This is a genomic window from Neobacillus sp. NPDC093182 (assembly GCF_044754045.1).
This window is the reverse complement of the sequence record NZ_JBIVOI010000003.1, coordinates 1-15,931: the sequence shown is the minus strand read 5'-3', so window position 1 is coordinate 15,931 and position 15,931 is coordinate 1. Positions and strand designations below refer to the sequence as shown.

Sequence of the window (15,931 nt, the reverse complement as noted above, 5' to 3'; positions counted from 1 at the left end):
TTCAGGCACCGCCTAAAGGGCGGTGCCTGTCACCATTTATACATCACTGTATACTTTTTCTACGCTGACTCTCCCAGAGAAGAAGGTTGCACCGCCGCCCATGTCGGCGATTCGGTCTGGTGTTAGGGTGTTGACGAGTTGTTTTGTGCCTTCTAGATCTGCCCAAAGACCTTGGGTAACGACTACTCCTGGAAGGACATTTTCACCTACACTCGCTTTTAACAGACATTCTCCGCGCTTGTTCCAGACTCGGACATGGTCACCATCCTCAATCCTGGAAGCCTCAGCATCCTTGCGATTCATATGCAAGCGAGGTTCCTTTTCAAGGCTGATGTGCTTTTGATTATTTGAAAAGGTAGAGTTCAAGAAATTATGATTGGGTGCTGGAATAAATTGAAATGGATGTTCTCCATCATTAATCAAAGGAACATAGGTTGGCAGTGGAGGATAGCCATTTGCTTTCATCCGCTTGGAGTACAACTCAATTTTCCTGCTTGGTGTTCGCAGCTTGCCTGGGAACAATGGTTTTACCTTTGCTTTAACATACTGCTTTTCTATTAAAGTTTCATAATCAATTCCATCCAAATAGGGATTGGCCGGTTGATTAAGTGCTTGCTTGATCATTTCTGCGTCTGTATCCTCAAATGCTGCTTCTTCAAATCCCATTCCTTTTGCCAGAAGACGGAAAACGTCGACATTTGATTTTGACTCCTCATAAGCCTCTAGTACTGGCTGCTGAATTTGCATGAAATGGTGCCAGTACGACGTGTAAATATCTGTATTCTCAAAAGACGATGTGGCAGGCAATACAATGTCAGCGTATTTGGCGGTCTCGGTTAAAAATAAATCGTGAACGACGACGAATAAATCCTCACGTTCAAGACCCTTTCTAACTTTATTGCCCTCTGGAGCTACTACCGCAGGGTTACTGCTGTATACGTACAATGATTTTACAGGAGGGTCTACAGATAGCAGGGCTTCTCCAAGCAAGTTCATATTAATTACCCTCGTCTGTTTATTCTTCAATAACCTCGGAAGCTGCAATTTTGTTGTATTCAGCGAGAGATATCCTGAATTCCCTTTAATCGCACCGCCGCCTTTAAGGAGCCATTGACCCGTTAGAGCCGGAAGACAAGAAACCGTGCGGACAAACATTCCGCCATTGTCATGGTGCTGGGGTCCGTTGCCAATTCGAATAAAAGAAGGCGAGGTTTTTCCATACATTCTAGCAAGCTTATAAATATCTTCAACAGGAACCCCTGTTATATCGGAAACCGCAGCTGGATTATATTGCACAACGTGTTCGCGCAGTTCCTCATGGCCAACTGTATATTGGTCTAAGAAGGAGCAATCTACCATATTTTCTGCAAATAAAATATGCATGATTCCAAGTGCAAGAGCTGTATCAGTCCCTGGTAAAATGGGAATGAACCAATCTGCTAATCTGCCAGTTTGATTTTTATGCACATCAATAACCACAATTTTAGCCCCGTTATGTTTGCGGGCTTTCTGAGCGAGCGCAACTTGGTGCATATTGGTACTAGCCGCGTTAATCCCCCAAAAAATAATGAGCTCGGAATGAATGGTATCTTCTGGATCAATTCCATAGCTGCCACCCATCGTATATCGGTAGCCAACAGAGCCTGCAGAAGAGCAGATACTCCGGTCCAGTTGTGACGCTCCCAAGCGGTGAAAGAAACGGCGGTCCATACCCTCCGCATTCAGCAGTCCCATGTTTCCATAAAAACTATAAGGGAGAATACTTTCTGGACCCTCTGTTTCGATAAGCATTTTCCACTCGGAAGTTATTGCAGCAATGGCTTCATCCCAACTGATCCGTTCAAATTTACCTTCACCTTTAGCCCCAATCCGCTTCATCGGATATTTCAAGCGGTTTTCATCATAAATCCTTTCGGTCATATTTCGGACCTTATTACAAATATTCCCCTTCGTCACCGGATGATCCGGATCACCTTCCACCTTCACAACTCTTCCATCCACCTTATGCAAAAGCAAACCACATTGGTCTGGACAGTCCAACGGGCAGACCGATTTAAAAACCCCTTGTTTCTCCATATTGAGTCTCCTTCCCCTAGGCGGCACCCTTTGGTGCCTGTCACCATTTATACATCATTGTATAATTTTTTTTATGATATGACAGCTTTGATGAAGCAAGTGTATAAAAATATTAAGAAAAAAGGACTAACGGCTTTTCCTTGATTAAGGGAAATGCCGTTAGTCCTTGGATTATAAGAAGAGTCTTTCTATGAGCCAGAATGCTCCTAATGCTGCTACTATGATGGATCCAATTCTAATAATTATCTTAGATGATTGGAGCTTGAACATGTAGGTTAGTAATGGAAGTACCAATAACACGAGTGCTAACTGAACCACTTCAATACCGATGTTAAAATTCACAATCGCTACTGCTAAATCGCCTCTTGGGATATTCATTTCCTTTAAGATATTTGCGAATCCAAGACCATGGATTAAACCAAATAAGAAGGTAAGACCCCAGCGGTGTCGGATTTCTTTTCTAAAAATATTTTCGAGCGCCACATACACAATACTAAAGGCAATAACTGACTCAACGAAGCGTGAAGGCAATGTGATAACACCTAAAACAGCAAGACTGATTGTAATGCTATGGGCAATCGTAAAGGACGTAATGATAGCCGCGTATTGCTTGAACGTCTGTTTTCTAAGCAGTAAGGCTAGTAAAAATAATAGATGATCATAGCCCGTCAAAATATGGAGCATTCCTAGTTTGAAAAAGGAGAACCAGGATGAATTAGATTTCTCTACTTGCGGATTGGCTTCAGATTGATCTTGCTGTTCTTGATTTTCCTTAGGTTGAGCAGTTTGTCCATCTTGTGGCTGCTCCTCCTGGGCTTCCGCCAAAAGAATCGTCCAAGTTCGCTCTTTTCCTTGCAAAATAGCCTGGCCAGTCGTACCAGCAAACTCAAAGGAAATTAAGTTCACATAATTGGTAGCTGGATCATTCACATAAAGACCATCATTAAGGCTAAGGGTGTCTCCTGCCGTTAATCAAGGCGGAGTTTCAAACCCTGCAAAATGCGCACCGGGTAAGGGGTGTAGCACGGGCACGAACCATACCGGAAAAAGTACAGCAGTTGAAACGATTCGTCATTCCACTCCTTGCCGGAGCGATTCGTAAAGCAGAGCGAACCGCACTCGCGATGGAATCAAAAGGCTTCACCGGAGAAAAAAATCGAATATTTTACCGTGAGATTACGGTGTCGCGTATTGATTGGCTTTTTTTCGTTCTCATGATGGGTGCCGTCATGCTCAGCGCCTTTATCTCTTGGAAACTCGGTACTTACAATTTTACAATGGAGAGCTTTAATACAAAAATAGGGTGCCACAATAGGCACCCATTTTTATTAATATAGAACAACCGCTTGTTGCCCCATTTGTTCCCATGCTTCGATAAAGGTTTCCCGTTCTACTTTCTGATTTTTCGTTCCATATGGATTGTTAATGTAAATATTCGTAGAATCATAGCCGGTAATCACGACGCTGTGCATTTTATACGTGATGTCCATGGTTCCTTCTGGAGTCTGCCATGTTTCAAATTCAGAAACAGGTGCGAAGGAGGAGGTTGTGATAACCCAAACAGGGTTTCCGTTCGCTACTTCTTTTAATAGTTGATCGAAAGATGAGTTCGTTAGGTCGGCAGCATTCAAGTATTTTTGAGCTAATTCAAAAATTGGTTGATGGTATACCCCTAAACCTGGTCCCACTTCCATATTGCCAACAAAACCAGTATTTGGATTTCCACGTTCTCCACTATTATAATTCAATGGAACTCTTACAATCTCGTGAGCTAGTTGATTTTTTGTCACGGGTATTCCTTTATAATTTAAGATCATCGCGAGACTGGTAACTTCACAGCCATTGTACAATTGAGGAGCGTCCATTTGATTAAGCAAGGGTACGTCCAGCAGTACTTCCTCTACGATTTTATTATCCTCTTGGGTTTGTTCTGATAGAATCCTTTCTTCTACTACTGCTGTATTAGCCCCTTTTTCCGGAGATATCGTTACTCTATCATTTGAAAAATAGACAACACCTGTTATCAACATAATACCCACAAAGCTAAGGCTCATTATTTTTATCATCAAAATACCTCCTTTATTTCGTTGATAAGGGGGTAGAAGCACTTATAAAATCTAGGGTAAGTGATAAATATGAACAAATTATGAATGGAATGGGAAGAAGCTATGAACGTAATAGAATAATCTCTTAAAAAATAAGACCAACACTTATCGGAATTTTCCCTGTCAACAAAGCGTGAGCCCGCACGAGGCGTTACGCTATCAATAGAAAAAACAGGCTGAATGCGTCAGCCTGTTTTTCTATTTGATGACTTCAATTTTTAATGCAGTTCCTTGTGCTGGATAGGATTCTCGAATTTTTCCATCTGTCCAAACCGCTACCGTTTGACCTTTTTCAAATTCTTGGCTATCGGTTCCATCAGGTAATGAGAGCCAGATTAAACCTATTTTCCCATCCTCTACTAAAATACTGCTGCTTTGAATTTCGTTAACCGTTCCTTTAATATCAGGTTCACCATTTACAGTAACAGTTCCATTAATTTCTGTATCACCAGTAACATTGCAGCCTGTTAGGACGCTGAAATATAGAATGAAGGTAAAGATTAGCAATTTTTTCATATTGCTCTACCTCCTAGGTTTTGAGAAGACCTATTGACCACCAAGCTGTTGAATCTGGTCAATAATGCTGGTGATATCTTGAACGGTCTGAAACAGCTCAGTGTTTTCAAGAATAGCCGGATCAAGCAGGCCATCTTGGAAATTATTCATGAAGGTGTCAATTTCACTAACAATCACGCTGTTTTGTTCGATAATTTGCTGGTGAAGCTCAGCTGCAATATCAGGTGCTTGAAGTTCATTAAAGGCCTCTGCGGTTTCCTGCATTTGTTGAAGCATGGTTTGCAGATCCTCAGCTGCTTGGAGGTCACTAATCGCTTGCTGCGCAAGAGCTGGGGCGTCACTGGCAAAATCAGTAGCAGCCGCTAAATAATCTGTCGCTTCATTAACATAAGTTATCGTGTCCTGTGCGTCATTGAGAAACGAACAACCGCCTAGCAGCAACAACATGCAGGTAGATAAAACAATTAATAATTTTTTCAAATTAAAACCTCCGTTTTTGTTTTGGCAAATTGTATTAAGGTCTTGGGTGCAGGGAAAGTTGAAGGGACTATAAAAAGAATGGTATATGTCTGTTAGGGAGCATTTAGAGTCCTTTAAGGATATCATAAATGCCGCAATCATGCCAGGGTACTTGGTGCCTGTCACCACTCGTGGACACTTTCCACCTGAGGTGGACAGTTGGTATTATTTTTTTGTTTGGATTTGAGGAAGGAATTTGGGGAATGGTGTCGAATGTTATTATTTGAATCTCTGCTGTCCTTTTTCCTCAGCTTTAACCTCTCATCCAATCTATTAATTTGAAAAATTCCAATTGAATAGGAGTGACCGCTATGGGTCGAAAACGCCGTGCTTGGTTTCCAGGTGCTAAATATCACATTACTAGTCGAGGTAATCGCAAATCCACTCTTTTTTATGATGATGAGGATCGCATGAAGTATCTAAGCTTTTTAAGAGAAACCAAGGTTCGATTCCCTTTTACGCTCCACACTTACTGTTTAATGACCAATCACACTCATCTCCAAATTCAAACTTCAGACACTTCACCAACTATTATCATGAGTCATCTCAACACTAAATTCGCCAAGTATTTTAACAAAAAATATGATTTCACCGGTCATGTATTTGAAAAACGCTATGGTGCCGAATTACTAGATTCGCTTGATTACGAATTTGATGTCTCCAAGTATATCCACCTGAATCCATTGAAGGCTTCGCTTGTTGATGAGTTAGAGGACTACCCTTGGAGCAGTTACAACGCTTATGTTAATGGTGAAGTAACCCAGCTCGTGGACTCCAAACATCTGCTTTCCTATTTTTCTGCTCCCGCTTCCAAGCATTATGAAGAATACATAAAAACACCACAAGTGGATTTATACTTACTCGACAATAGTAAAATTGTAATGATTCCAAGAAAAGAGGAAAATCCATGTGTGCGAAAGTAACAAGTATTGGTTTGAAAGGTATGGAAGGATATCGTCTGAACGTGGAAGTAAGAACGTTTGTGGGGAATGATTCAATTCGAATTGTGGGTCTCCCTGACGCTGCTGTCAAGGAGTCGAAGGAACGGATTAGCGCTGCTCTGCGATCATTGGGGTATACCATAAATGGCCAAAAAATCATCATTAACCTTTCACCCTCCGAACAGAAGAAAAGTGGTCCAATGTTTGATCTGCCGATGGCTATTGGTGTGCTATTGAGTCTGGATGAACTGGTCATCTCGATTCCTGAGAACTCTGGATTTATTGGGGCACTGTCGCTGGATGGAGCAATAGTGCCAGTAGAAGGTATGCTGCCAGCGGTTTTATCTGCTAAAAGGCTGGGCTTAAAAAGGCTTTATATGCCTTATGACGAAAAACAGCCAGTCCTCGATATCGATGGACTTGAAATTATTAATATTTCTAGTTTAAGAGACTTGATTGATAATTTAGAGGGTAGAGGGGGATCTCTTTTTACCCCGAAAACAGAAGAAATTGATTTACATATTAGTACCTATATAGATTTTCAACAAATCATTGGTCATAAGGACACGAAAAGGGCATTAGAAGTGGCTGCTGCTGGGGAACATCACGTCCTGATGACAGGGCCGCCTGGCTGTGGAAAAAGTATGCTTGCTGAGAGCTTTCCATCCATACTGCCTCCATTATCAAAGGAAGCACGACTCGAAATAATTGCCCTGCACCAATTAAGTGGAACGAACTATCCTAACGCCAATATCCCTCCATTTCGAAATCCTCATCATTCTGCTTCTGGAATCTCCATTATTGGCGGCGGGACATATCCAAAGCCAGGAGAGATTTCATTAGCTCATCGAGGTGTATTATTCCTTGATGAAATTGCAGAATTTCCCAAAAAAACTCTTGATATGCTTCGCCAGCCATTTGAGAGTGGCAAAATTACCATTAGCCGTACACACGCAATTCTTACCTACCCTGCAACATTTATCTTACTCGCTGCCATGAATCCATGTCCGTGTGGCTATGCAGGTTCGAATACACGTTATTGCACCTGTACGCCGAGGCAGGTTCAAAACTATCGAAATAAGATTTCTGGACCGCTTCGTGATCGATTTGATATTCGTCTCACGATAAAACCTGTTGACTTTGATAGAGATACCTCAAAAGGGGAGGTATCTTCAAAAGTAGTTCAAAGGAGGGTGGAAGATGCGAGGAACCGTCAATATGAGCGTTATGGAGAAGAACTATGCAATAGTAGAGTCAGCTATGATGTTCTGCAAAAAACAAGCCCATTAACTCAAGAACAGCAGAAATTAATCCATCAGCTTGCGGCTAAGAGAAACTGGAGCAACCGTACCCAAATAAAAATCATCCGACTAGCTCGAACCATCTCAGACCTAGAGGGAGTTAACGCCATTACGAACCAAAGCATATGGGAGGCAGTAAATCTTCGATGATAAAACAGTGAAATACGGTAGCGGTGACAGTATGATGGTGACATTTGATGGTGACACATTTGATGGTGACAGGCACCACCCGTGGACACTTTCCACCTCAGGCGGACAGTGGGCAAACAAAAAAGTCACTGCTCAGGCTCTTCTGGCAGTGACTTAATTTTATCCTATTTACCGTTGACTAATGCTTGTTGTATTGCAGATAGTTCATAAGTTATTACTCTATTTAAGAGATTAGCCATTTTTTCAAGGTCGGCTTTTTTGTAGTGGTCGATGCAGGCAATTTGAATCCAATTTCTTCGCTGTAGATAGTCACTTTCGTAGTGCATCTGGTAGCCATGATTGTAGAGGATATCTCCAATCACAGCGGAAGAAATGGAACTCGGTATTTCAATTGTGAGTATGATTGGTGAGCTGTTCTGTTCACTGATGATAGTAAAGCCAAATTGTTTAAGCTGATTTTTTAAAAAAGAATGTGTTTCTACTACTTTTTCAAAGGTTTCATTATTAATATCCTCTAATGCTGTTAGAAGAGCCTCTAAAAGATTTGAAGACTGGGAAAAAGGAATGCTGTCCTTAGCCATGTATGTTCCTAGGTCGAGATATTTCGGAAGTGTTAATGACGGCTGTACCTCATGGTGGTGGAAAACGAAAGAAAGCCCTGTTAGAGCGCGAATGGCTTTTCCACTTACACCCGCTGCTAAAAACACACCTTCTAAATCTACTTCGATTGCCCCTAAAGAGCTGATGCAGTCAAGGCAAAGCTTAAGTTGATACTGTTCCGATATTTCCTTCAACAAACCAAGATCATTGAGCATACCAGAGGAAGTTTCACTGTGAACGGCCCAAATCCAACCGGTTGTTTCTGAGATATTAGAAATAATTTCATCACGGGTGAATGCCTGTCCCCAGTCTTTTTCAAGTACATCAAATTGGAGCCCGAATCGATTCGCTTGTTCCACCAGACGACTGCCAAATTCTCCATTGGCTAAAATGAGCCCACGGCCAGTTTCTAAAGAAAGCTGTCCGGCAACCACATCATTGGCAAGAGTGCCAGACCCTAGTAAAATATGAACATATTTGCTGTTAACTAATTTAGCGAGAATATCCTTTGCTTTAGCTATTTTTTCTTTATATTGATCGGAACGGTGAGAAATCGGTGTCTTGCTTAAGGCATTCATAACTTTTTCAGATATTTGAACAGGTCCTGGTAAAAAGGGAATCGTTGGTGGAAGGATTCTGCCAGCTATCGACTCGTCAAAGGTCTTTTTCGTCAAGTACATGGGTTGAAAGAGTGCTTCGTCTGTGCCGGTTAATTGAGCAAAAGGCTGGAATCCTAACTGACCATAGAGCTTTAATTGGCGGACGGTTCCAGAAATGAAAGCAATATCGTAACCTTTTTTTAAGCAGTATTTTATGAGAAACTGTGCGAGACCTAAAAAGACACGGCCATTTCGATATTCTTTTTTGACTGATAATAGTCTAACTTCACATGGTGAGTTGACTGGAAAAGAGAGTGATAGTTCAACGGGTCCGATTTTTCGATCAAGCGAAAATGGCCTTTTATCACGAATTGCTGTCATCCCAATCACTTCATTTTCTTTTACACAAATGATATATGTATTTTCAGCATGGAAAGGATCCACTAATTTTTGTTCCTCATTCTTTTCGTGCTGCGGGATTTCCTCTGAAAAGGTTTGATAGTTTAAGCGATGAATTTGTTCGAATTCATCAGCTGTGGTGGCAATTTTGAAAAAGAACTCGTGCTTACTCATTAGGTTTCAGCCTTTCCTTGAGATTTTCTGCATGTGCTGCGTAAAGCATTGCGATGATACCTAATGCTATAATGCAACTTAGCCAATCATTATTTTTTAAAAAGAGTACCACTGGGATAAAAAGAAATGCCCCTAATCCTGCTAATGTAAAGCTTTTTATAAAAGGGTAGAGAAACCCGAATCCTAGGATCATTACAGGAACAAGGATTGGTTCAAAGGTGATGATCCCGCCTATGAAGGTTGAAATCCCTTTTCCGCCCTTAAATTTCAGAGTGATGGGTTTGATGTGACCGAAAATGGCTAATGCTAACCCTAGTAGTTGAATAGATTCCGAGAATTGCAGGTAGCGTGCTACTAAGATAACTAGGACACCTTTTAGTGCATCCCCGAGAAAAATGAGTACAAAGGCTGTTTTGCCATGAAGGCGGCCTGCATTTCTTGCACCGACATTACCGCTTCCTTGAATCCGAATATCTTTACGATAGAGTATCTTCGTGATAAGAAAGCCAAACATAATACTTCCAATTAAATAGGAAATAATAAAATACAACCATAGCATTTGTAACACAACCTTTGTGGGTTCTTGGCACTTAATCAGAAAAATGAATTTATTACCATTATAATATGATTCCTTCATTATTCACATATACTTTGTGAAATCTAATTACGTTAATAAAGAAACATCCTCGTGAATGAGGATGTTTCTTTATTAATCTCCGCCGCCGCCGCCGGAGTCTCCGCCACCAGAATCACTGTCTGAGCTGTAGGAATGATCGTTGCTATAATCGTTGTCGTAGCTATAGTGGCGGCGTCTGCTATTACTTCGATTAGGGAAAATCAAAAAGGCTAATATAATAGAAAGTACCCCAAAAAATACTTGTTCAGCAAAAATCAGATAAACCCCAAAAATGAAAATGAGGAAACCAACCAGCCGTAATATTCCTCTCAGAAGACATTCCCCCTCAAAAAATCACATTTATAAATAGATATTATCTCCTATAGCTTTTTATACGTTCTAATTTGAGGGGGTGCCTGTCACTATTTATTCATTTTCCTTCATTTATACATCTATTTTTGCATAATCTGTAGCCGCTACTTATTCGTCGTCTTTTTTCTGTTGTTTCTTTTGCTGTTCTTGGAGTGCGAGTATGATGTCCTGGACGTCAATTTTTCCATCGCCGTTTAAGTCTGGGATTGTGTTTTCTGGTAAAGTTGGCGGTACTGGCGGCACCTGTGGTACGGTTGCAGGTACAGGTGCTGGCCGATTCCGTTTTCTGACAAAGGTGAATATTAAAAGGAGTATGATTAGTAATGCTGCAACTCCATCCACAATGTAGAATATGGTTTTATAGTCGGACCACAATGTTTTACTGTCTCCAGCTCTTTGCTCGGAATTCGTAATAAACTTTTTGATTTCGGAATGATTTGGGTACAGCCTCTGAACTGCTTCAAATTTTTCAAGAGCATTATTGTAATAACCGCCCCAATAAAGCTTAAGCCCTTCCTTGTAAAGTTTATCTGTGCTGCTAGAAGTATTCTTTGCTCCCGCTTGGTTTGTGAATTCCTTAACGGTATTCACAGGAACTGAGAAGTTAAAACCTTGAACTTCCTGGCCATTTACGGTATCGCCTCTAAAGGTCAGTAATCCAATGATTTCTCCTTTTTCATTAATTACAGGTCCGCCGCTATTACCATGTGTGGCTGCGGCATTAATTTGTATAACTGGGCTTCCTTGCTCCGTTTTCTTATCCGTAGCAGAAATTTGACCGGCGTTCATAGAAGATACAAGAGAGGAATCAGGTGATAACAAATCAGAATCAGCAGCTGCTGGGTAGCCGCTTACCCAAATATTATCCTGGTTTTGGATGTTGTCAGAATTTCCAAGCTTTAATGTAGGAAGGTTTTTCCCTTCAATCTTAAGTACCGCTACATCTTTTCCTTCATTGACAGGTGCACCATAACTTTTCACTTCCCCGTCAAGTATATCTCCGCCTGGTAAGATAACTTTGATTACTTTTTGAATCCCGGTGTATTGAGTATAAGTCAGCATATATTCGTACGCTGTATCATAATCTACCTGAAAATAATCTGCGATAATTGTAACAAGCTGATCAAATGCAGCATTGGCAATATCCTCGTCTTCCATCTGGGCCGCTTCTACAACATGGGCATTGGTTACAATGTAACCATCTGAACTAATAATCGCCCCAGATCCAGAGCCACCCACAACAGATTGGTAGTTTAACTGACTTAGAATTGCGTCCACTTCAGGGTCATTTGGATTGTTAAACTGCCATCCAACAACAGAGTAGCCAAGAATCCGAACAACCGCTGGCTTCGTGTATTCCGCAAGCTTTTGAGCTTGTGAAATATTCGAAGAGCTCGGTTTAATACCCATTAGAACAAAAGAAGTAACAATCACCCCAATAAGTATCAAACAAAGCGGTATCGTAAATAGGGCCCTTTTCATCAATAAATTCACCCGCTTCCATGAATTTTGGAAATTTCCATCTAATATATGCCCTTACTCAAATGTTGAAACTTTGTACCTAAAAATAAATTATGTATGGTGCCTGTCACCACTCGTGGACACTTTCCACCCAGGGTGGACACATCCACCCCTCAGGCGGACAGTTAGAGGATTCCAAAAAGCAAAAAGCCAGCATCTCTGCTGGCTCCCGATTCTTGCATTTAAATGTGTGATTAGATGAAAAGTAAAAGGCTGAGTGCCATGACGGCCATACCGGCGATAAGACCGTAGATTGATAGGTGGGTTTCGTCATATCGTTTTGCGGCAGGTAATAATTCATCAAGGGAGATAAACACCATGATCCCTGCAACCGCTGCAAAGATAATTCCGAACATAATATCATTTAAAAAAGGCATTAAGAATAAGTAGGCAACTAGTGCACCAATTGGTTCTGATAATCCAGACAAGAATGATAGTTTAAACGCCTTTTTCTTATCACCGGTCGCAAAGTAAACGGGTACTGAAACTGCAATTCCTTCTGGAATGTTATGAATCGCTATCGCGACAGCGATTGCGATACCGAGTGCAGGGTCCTGTAAAGCAGAAGTGAAGGTAGCGATTCCTTCTGGAAAATTGTGAATACCGATTGCAAGTGCCGTAAATGTTCCCATTTTTAAAAGGTCAGGCTTCTTACCATCAATTACACTAGGTTGATTCATATCCTCGACTGTTTTCACTTCGTGCGGGTTTGATTGCTTTGGAATAAATTTGTCGATTGCGGCTATGAGTAGCATGCCTCCGAAAAAACCTCCAACCGTTAACCAGTTCCCTGGGACAACACCTAAGGAATCTACAAGTGCTACTTTAGCTTTTACAAAAATCTCTACCATCGAAACATAAATCATCACGCCGGCCGAAAATCCGAGGGTAACAGATAGAAATTTTGTATTGGTATGTGATGTAAAAAATGCGAGCACACTTCCTATGCCTGTTGCAAGGCCTGCAAATAATGTCAGCCCAAACGCTAATAGCAGATTCTCCGTCATAGTCTCTTCTCCCTTTAGTTATTAATGTTTTATTTTATGTTTGAATGTTTTGAATAATATTATATATGCGCGAATACAGAAATGTTTCCTTTGAGAAACATTTTACACCGTCTGAAACAAAAAAAACAGTAAAAATAATTCAAAAAATAGAAAAAAGCGTGAGGTCCTTGAATTTTCCTCAAGAACTTCACGCTTTAATTATTATAAAAGATTAATACCCTGGACTGAATCCGCCGCCATAACCAGCGCCGTAACCACCCATTCCCGGGCCATAACCAGATCCGTACATGCCATAACCTGGTCCATATCCAGAGTAACCACCAGGATATTCATATCCAGCTCCATATCCTGGACCATAACCACCGTAGCCGTAATCAGGGCCATATCCACCACCAAGACTCGATCCTAAATATCCTAATCCAAGTCCAAGCAGTCCAGCTCCAACATTCCCTAAATTAAATCCGCCGCCGTGGTGACCGCCGCCGTGGTGACCGCCGCCGTGGTGACCGCCGCCGTGGTGACCGCCGCCGTGGTGACCGCCGCCGTGGTGACCGCCGCCGTGGTGACCACCGCCATGATGACCACCGCCATGATGACCACCGCCATGATGACCACCGCCATGGTGACCACCGCCGTGATGACCGCCGCCATGATGGCCGCCGCCATGTTGTCCTCCTTGATGTCCAAATCGATAATCAACGGGCATTCCAAATGGTTGATACATTCTTCTCATCGCGCTCCTCATCTATATATTTGAAATATTTTAAAGTGATACCTTCATATCCTATGTCTATCTGGGTAATCCTCTTGGACTAAAGCCTAGAAAACACTATACAACAGGAATGGGAAGGATAACTGTCCTCTCGAGGTGGACACTGTCCACGGGTGGTGCCTGTCACACAAAAATACGTCTTAGGTCTTAGTCTTGTTTACGTTTGTGGTCTATGGAAAGCAGGAGTTTTATGGTGTATTGTTGAAGTAATGAAAGGATCTTTCCTTTTTTTGTATTTTGTATTTGTGAAACATTTTTGTTGTTTGATTCGTATGAATATAAAGGATTTTTAGTCAGGAGTCGATTATGATGAACCGATTTTTATCATTTCTAGTTCAGAGTGTTGTAACTGTTCCATCTGCTGTCACGGTATGGTTTTTAAGCTACTTTGCTTTCGACCTAACGTTTTTACTATCGTCCGCCATTTCTTTAGCAGGCGGGGTCATCGTTTACAAGATTACATCCGCGGTCATGACATCCCGCTTTTTGAAAAAACATCAGCTGACAAGAAAAGAATATCGTTATATAAAGAAGAATCTAGATGAAGCGAAACAAAAAATTAACAAACTAAACAAATCATTATTTTCCATTCGGGATCTTCCTACGATAAAGCAAAGACTTGATGTACTTCGGATTACTAGGAAAATTCAAAGCATGACCCAAACGGAACCGAGGCGCTTTTATAAAGCTGAGAAATTTTATTTTTCTCACTTAGATTCTGTTGTTGAGTTAACAGAGAAATATCGCTTTTTATCACAGCAGCCTAAGAAAAGTCATGAGATTGATGTTTCTTTATACGAGACTCGACAAACACTAACAGACTTAACGAAGGCCTTGGAAGAGGATCTCTATCATGTTGTTTCAGACGATTTAGATTCCTTGAATTTTGAAATTGATGTTGCTAAACATTCCATCAAAAAACTAAATGATACTAAAACCATAGACGAAAGCAGGAGGCTAAAATGAGCGAAAATAACTCACCACAGTTGAAGAAAACTGGAAATTTATTAGATGATATCCTAGCCAATCCGTTTGGTGAAAATCAAGAGCTAACACCTCAAGCGGAGCCGGCACCACAGCTTCAGGAAGCCAAGCCTACAAAGCTGATCGATGTCATTCCTGAAGAGAACCGGGCGAAAGCCTATCAGCTTGCTGAACAAATTGACCCGAGAAATCACCAGGCGATGATTACGTACGGTACCCAAGCGCAAGGGAAGCTCCTAAGCTTTTCCCATACCATGCTTGAGCATGTCCAGAAAAAGGACATCGGAGAGGTCGGAGAAATCATTAGTGATTTAATGAAGCGACTTGATGAGGTTAATCCGGATGAACTGAAGGATGGGAAGCCATCCTTTTTCGGACGTATGTTTGGAAAAATATCGAACTCGCTTCAAGAAGTACTATCCAAATATCAAAAGACAGGTGCACAAATTGACCGAATTAGTGTCAAACTTGACCGCAGCAAGAACGTGCTGTTATCGGATATAAAACTATTGGAACAGCTTTATGAAACAAATAAAGAATATTTCCATGCGTTAAATGTTTATATTGCTGCAGGAGAGATTAAGCTAGAAGAGCTACATCAAAAAACAATCCCAGAAATGAAGAGAGTTGCAGCGGAAACGAATGATCAAATGAAGGTTCAAGAAGTGAACGATATGATTCAATTTGCAGACCGATTGGACAAACGTTTATATGACTTGAAATTAAGCCGTGAGATTACGATTCAGAGCGCTCCGCAAATCCGACTGATCCAAAATACAAACCAAGCGCTTGTCGAAAAAATACAATCATCCATCATGACGGCGATTCCGCTTTGGAAAAATCAAGTAGCGATTGCACTCACCCTCATTCGTCAGCGTCATGCTGTAGAAGCGCAGAAAAAGGTATCACAAACCACAAATGAGCTGTTATTAAAAAATGCAGAAATGCTAAAAACCAATACGATCGAGACGGCTAAGGAAAATGAGCGTGGACTCGTTGATATCGAGACTCTTAAGAAGACTCAGGAAAACTTAATTACCACGCTTGAAGAGACGATGCGCATTCAAGAAGAAGGGCGCCACAAACGTCGTTTGGCTGAACAGGAACTTGCGAATATGGAAAATGATTTAAGGCTAAAACTCTTAGAAATCAAAGGTAAATAAGAAAAGCGTCAAGTCCAATAATGAACTATGACCCATAATATGGACAGTTAAATAAAAGAGCCTATGCTACTAACAGATGACCTCGGTATTGTACCGGGGTCATCTTTTTTAGTCCC

The 15,931-nt window shown here is 41.2% G+C and carries 15 protein-coding genes and 1 pseudogene; 6 read left to right on the top strand and 10 right to left on the bottom strand.

Annotation, left to right across the window (positions count from 1 at the left end; translation table 11 throughout):
• Positions 1-36: 36 nt before the first annotated feature.
• Both ACIQAA_RS07535 and ACIQAA_RS07530 read right to left on the bottom strand, forming a co-directional pair.
• Entirely contained in the window at positions 37-2,076 is a 2,040-nt protein-coding gene (locus ACIQAA_RS07535) for a molybdopterin-containing oxidoreductase family protein (protein ID WP_402617161.1), read from the bottom strand.
• Positions 2,077-2,247: 171 nt separating this feature from the next.
• Positions 2,248-3,006, bottom strand: a complete 759-nt coding sequence (locus ACIQAA_RS07530; protein ID WP_402617158.1) for a HupE/UreJ family protein — start codon at positions 3,004-3,006, stop codon at positions 2,248-2,250.
• A gap of 32 nt (positions 3,007-3,038) precedes the next feature.
• On the opposite strand from ACIQAA_RS07530, the pseudogene ACIQAA_RS07525 reads away from it, so the two are divergent.
• Positions 3,039-3,367: pseudogene (locus tag ACIQAA_RS07525) on the top strand (energy-coupling factor transporter transmembrane component T); the annotation flags it as partial.
• 37 nt (positions 3,368-3,404) lie between these two features.
• Here the strand turns inward: ACIQAA_RS07525 and ACIQAA_RS07520 are convergent.
• From ACIQAA_RS07520 to ACIQAA_RS07510, 3 genes are all read right to left on the bottom strand, one after another.
• A complete protein-coding gene (locus tag ACIQAA_RS07520) occupies positions 3,405-4,142 on the bottom strand; it encodes a C39 family peptidase (protein ID WP_402617155.1) in 738 nt (245 codons plus the stop codon).
• A 237-nt stretch (positions 4,143-4,379) separates the two neighbouring features.
• Positions 4,380-4,697, bottom strand: a complete 318-nt coding sequence (locus tag ACIQAA_RS07515) for a DUF3221 domain-containing protein (RefSeq protein WP_402617153.1) — start codon at positions 4,695-4,697, stop codon at positions 4,380-4,382.
• 30 nt (positions 4,698-4,727) lie between these two features.
• Positions 4,728-5,177, bottom strand: coding sequence for a DUF6376 family protein (locus ACIQAA_RS07510; RefSeq protein ID WP_402617150.1), 450 nt, complete (start codon positions 5,175-5,177; stop codon positions 4,728-4,730).
• Between the two features lie 350 nt (positions 5,178-5,527).
• Here ACIQAA_RS07510 and ACIQAA_RS07505 point away from each other — a divergent pair, with 350 nt between their 5' ends.
• From ACIQAA_RS07505 to ACIQAA_RS07495, 3 genes are read left to right on the top strand one after another with little or no spacing between them, the layout of a single operon-like run.
• Positions 5,528-6,139, top strand: coding sequence for a transposase (locus tag ACIQAA_RS07505; protein WP_402617147.1), 612 nt, complete (start codon positions 5,528-5,530; stop codon positions 6,137-6,139).
• Positions 6,124-7,608, top strand: coding sequence for a YifB family Mg chelatase-like AAA ATPase (locus ACIQAA_RS07500; RefSeq protein WP_402617144.1), 1,485 nt, complete (start codon positions 6,124-6,126; stop codon positions 7,606-7,608). Before ACIQAA_RS07505 ends, ACIQAA_RS07500 begins: the two co-directional genes overlap by 16 nt.
• A 7-nt stretch (positions 7,609-7,615) precedes the next feature.
• On the top strand, positions 7,616-7,765 hold the full coding sequence (locus ACIQAA_RS07495; protein ID WP_402617142.1) for a hypothetical protein: 150 nt from the start codon (positions 7,616-7,618) through the stop codon (positions 7,763-7,765).
• Positions 7,766-7,772: 7 nt separating this feature from the next.
• Here the strand turns inward: ACIQAA_RS07495 and ACIQAA_RS07490 are convergent, their stop codons facing one another.
• From ACIQAA_RS07490 to ACIQAA_RS07470, 5 genes are all read right to left on the bottom strand, one after another.
• Positions 7,773-9,380, bottom strand: coding sequence for an aminotransferase class V-fold PLP-dependent enzyme (locus ACIQAA_RS07490; protein ID WP_402617139.1), 1,608 nt, complete (start codon positions 9,378-9,380; stop codon positions 7,773-7,775).
• A complete protein-coding gene (locus ACIQAA_RS07485; RefSeq protein ID WP_402617136.1) occupies positions 9,373-9,939 on the bottom strand; it encodes a glycerol-3-phosphate acyltransferase in 567 nt (188 codons plus the stop codon). The genes ACIQAA_RS07490 and ACIQAA_RS07485 overlap by 8 nt, the downstream gene beginning before the upstream one ends.
• Before the next feature lie 537 nt (positions 9,940-10,476).
• Positions 10,477-11,850, bottom strand: a complete 1,374-nt coding sequence (locus tag ACIQAA_RS07480; RefSeq protein WP_402617134.1) for a S1C family serine protease — start codon at positions 11,848-11,850, stop codon at positions 10,477-10,479.
• Between the two features lie 233 nt (positions 11,851-12,083).
• Positions 12,084-12,896, bottom strand: coding sequence for a zinc transporter ZupT (gene zupT, locus ACIQAA_RS07475; protein WP_402617131.1), 813 nt, complete (start codon positions 12,894-12,896; stop codon positions 12,084-12,086).
• Between the two features lie 211 nt (positions 12,897-13,107).
• The gene (locus tag ACIQAA_RS07470; protein WP_402617128.1) at positions 13,108-13,629 is read right to left on the bottom strand and encodes a hypothetical protein; all 522 of its coding nucleotides are present in this window, start codon (positions 13,627-13,629) and stop codon (positions 13,108-13,110) included.
• Positions 13,630-13,977: 348 nt separating this feature from the next.
• On the opposite strand from ACIQAA_RS07470, the gene ACIQAA_RS07465 reads away from it, so the two are divergent.
• Together ACIQAA_RS07465 and ACIQAA_RS07460 are read left to right on the top strand one after the other, a co-directional pair.
• On the top strand, positions 13,978-14,634 hold the full coding sequence (locus ACIQAA_RS07465; RefSeq protein WP_402617126.1) for a 5-bromo-4-chloroindolyl phosphate hydrolysis family protein: 657 nt from the start codon (positions 13,978-13,980) through the stop codon (positions 14,632-14,634).
• Entirely contained in the window at positions 14,631-15,815 is a 1,185-nt protein-coding gene (locus ACIQAA_RS07460; RefSeq protein WP_402617123.1) for a toxic anion resistance protein, read from the top strand. Before ACIQAA_RS07465 ends, ACIQAA_RS07460 begins: the two co-directional genes overlap by 4 nt.
• Positions 15,816-15,931: the final 116 nt, after the last annotated feature.

Bases quoted from the DNA above. Each gene is read 5' to 3' on its own strand.
- ACIQAA_RS07535 (WP_402617161.1), bottom strand. From the start codon at position 2,076: ATGGAGAAACAAGGGGTTTTTAAATCGGTCTGCCCGTTGGACTGTCCA.
- ACIQAA_RS07520 (WP_402617155.1), bottom strand. From the start codon at position 4,142: ATGATAAAAATAATGAGCCTTAGCTTTGTGGGTATTATGTTGATAACA.
- ACIQAA_RS07515 (WP_402617153.1), bottom strand. From the start codon at position 4,697: ATGAAAAAATTGCTAATCTTTACCTTCATTCTATATTTCAGCGTCCTA.
- ACIQAA_RS07505 (WP_402617147.1), top strand. From the start codon at position 5,528: ATGGGTCGAAAACGCCGTGCTTGGTTTCCAGGTGCTAAATATCACATT.
- ACIQAA_RS07500 (WP_402617144.1), top strand. From the start codon at position 6,124: ATGTGTGCGAAAGTAACAAGTATTGGTTTGAAAGGTATGGAAGGATAT.
- ACIQAA_RS07490 (WP_402617139.1), bottom strand. From the start codon at position 9,380: ATGAGTAAGCACGAGTTCTTTTTCAAAATTGCCACCACAGCTGATGAA.
- ACIQAA_RS07485 (WP_402617136.1), bottom strand. From the start codon at position 9,939: ATGCTATGGTTGTATTTTATTATTTCCTATTTAATTGGAAGTATTATG.
- ACIQAA_RS07480 (WP_402617134.1), bottom strand. From the start codon at position 11,850: ATGAAAAGGGCCCTATTTACGATACCGCTTTGTTTGATACTTATTGGG.
- zupT (WP_402617131.1), bottom strand. From the start codon at position 12,896: ATGACGGAGAATCTGCTATTAGCGTTTGGGCTGACATTATTTGCAGGC.
- ACIQAA_RS07470 (WP_402617128.1), bottom strand. From the start codon at position 13,629: ATGAGAAGAATGTATCAACCATTTGGAATGCCCGTTGATTATCGATTT.
- ACIQAA_RS07465 (WP_402617126.1), top strand. From the start codon at position 13,978: ATGAACCGATTTTTATCATTTCTAGTTCAGAGTGTTGTAACTGTTCCA.
- ACIQAA_RS07460 (WP_402617123.1), top strand. From the start codon at position 14,631: ATGAGCGAAAATAACTCACCACAGTTGAAGAAAACTGGAAATTTATTA.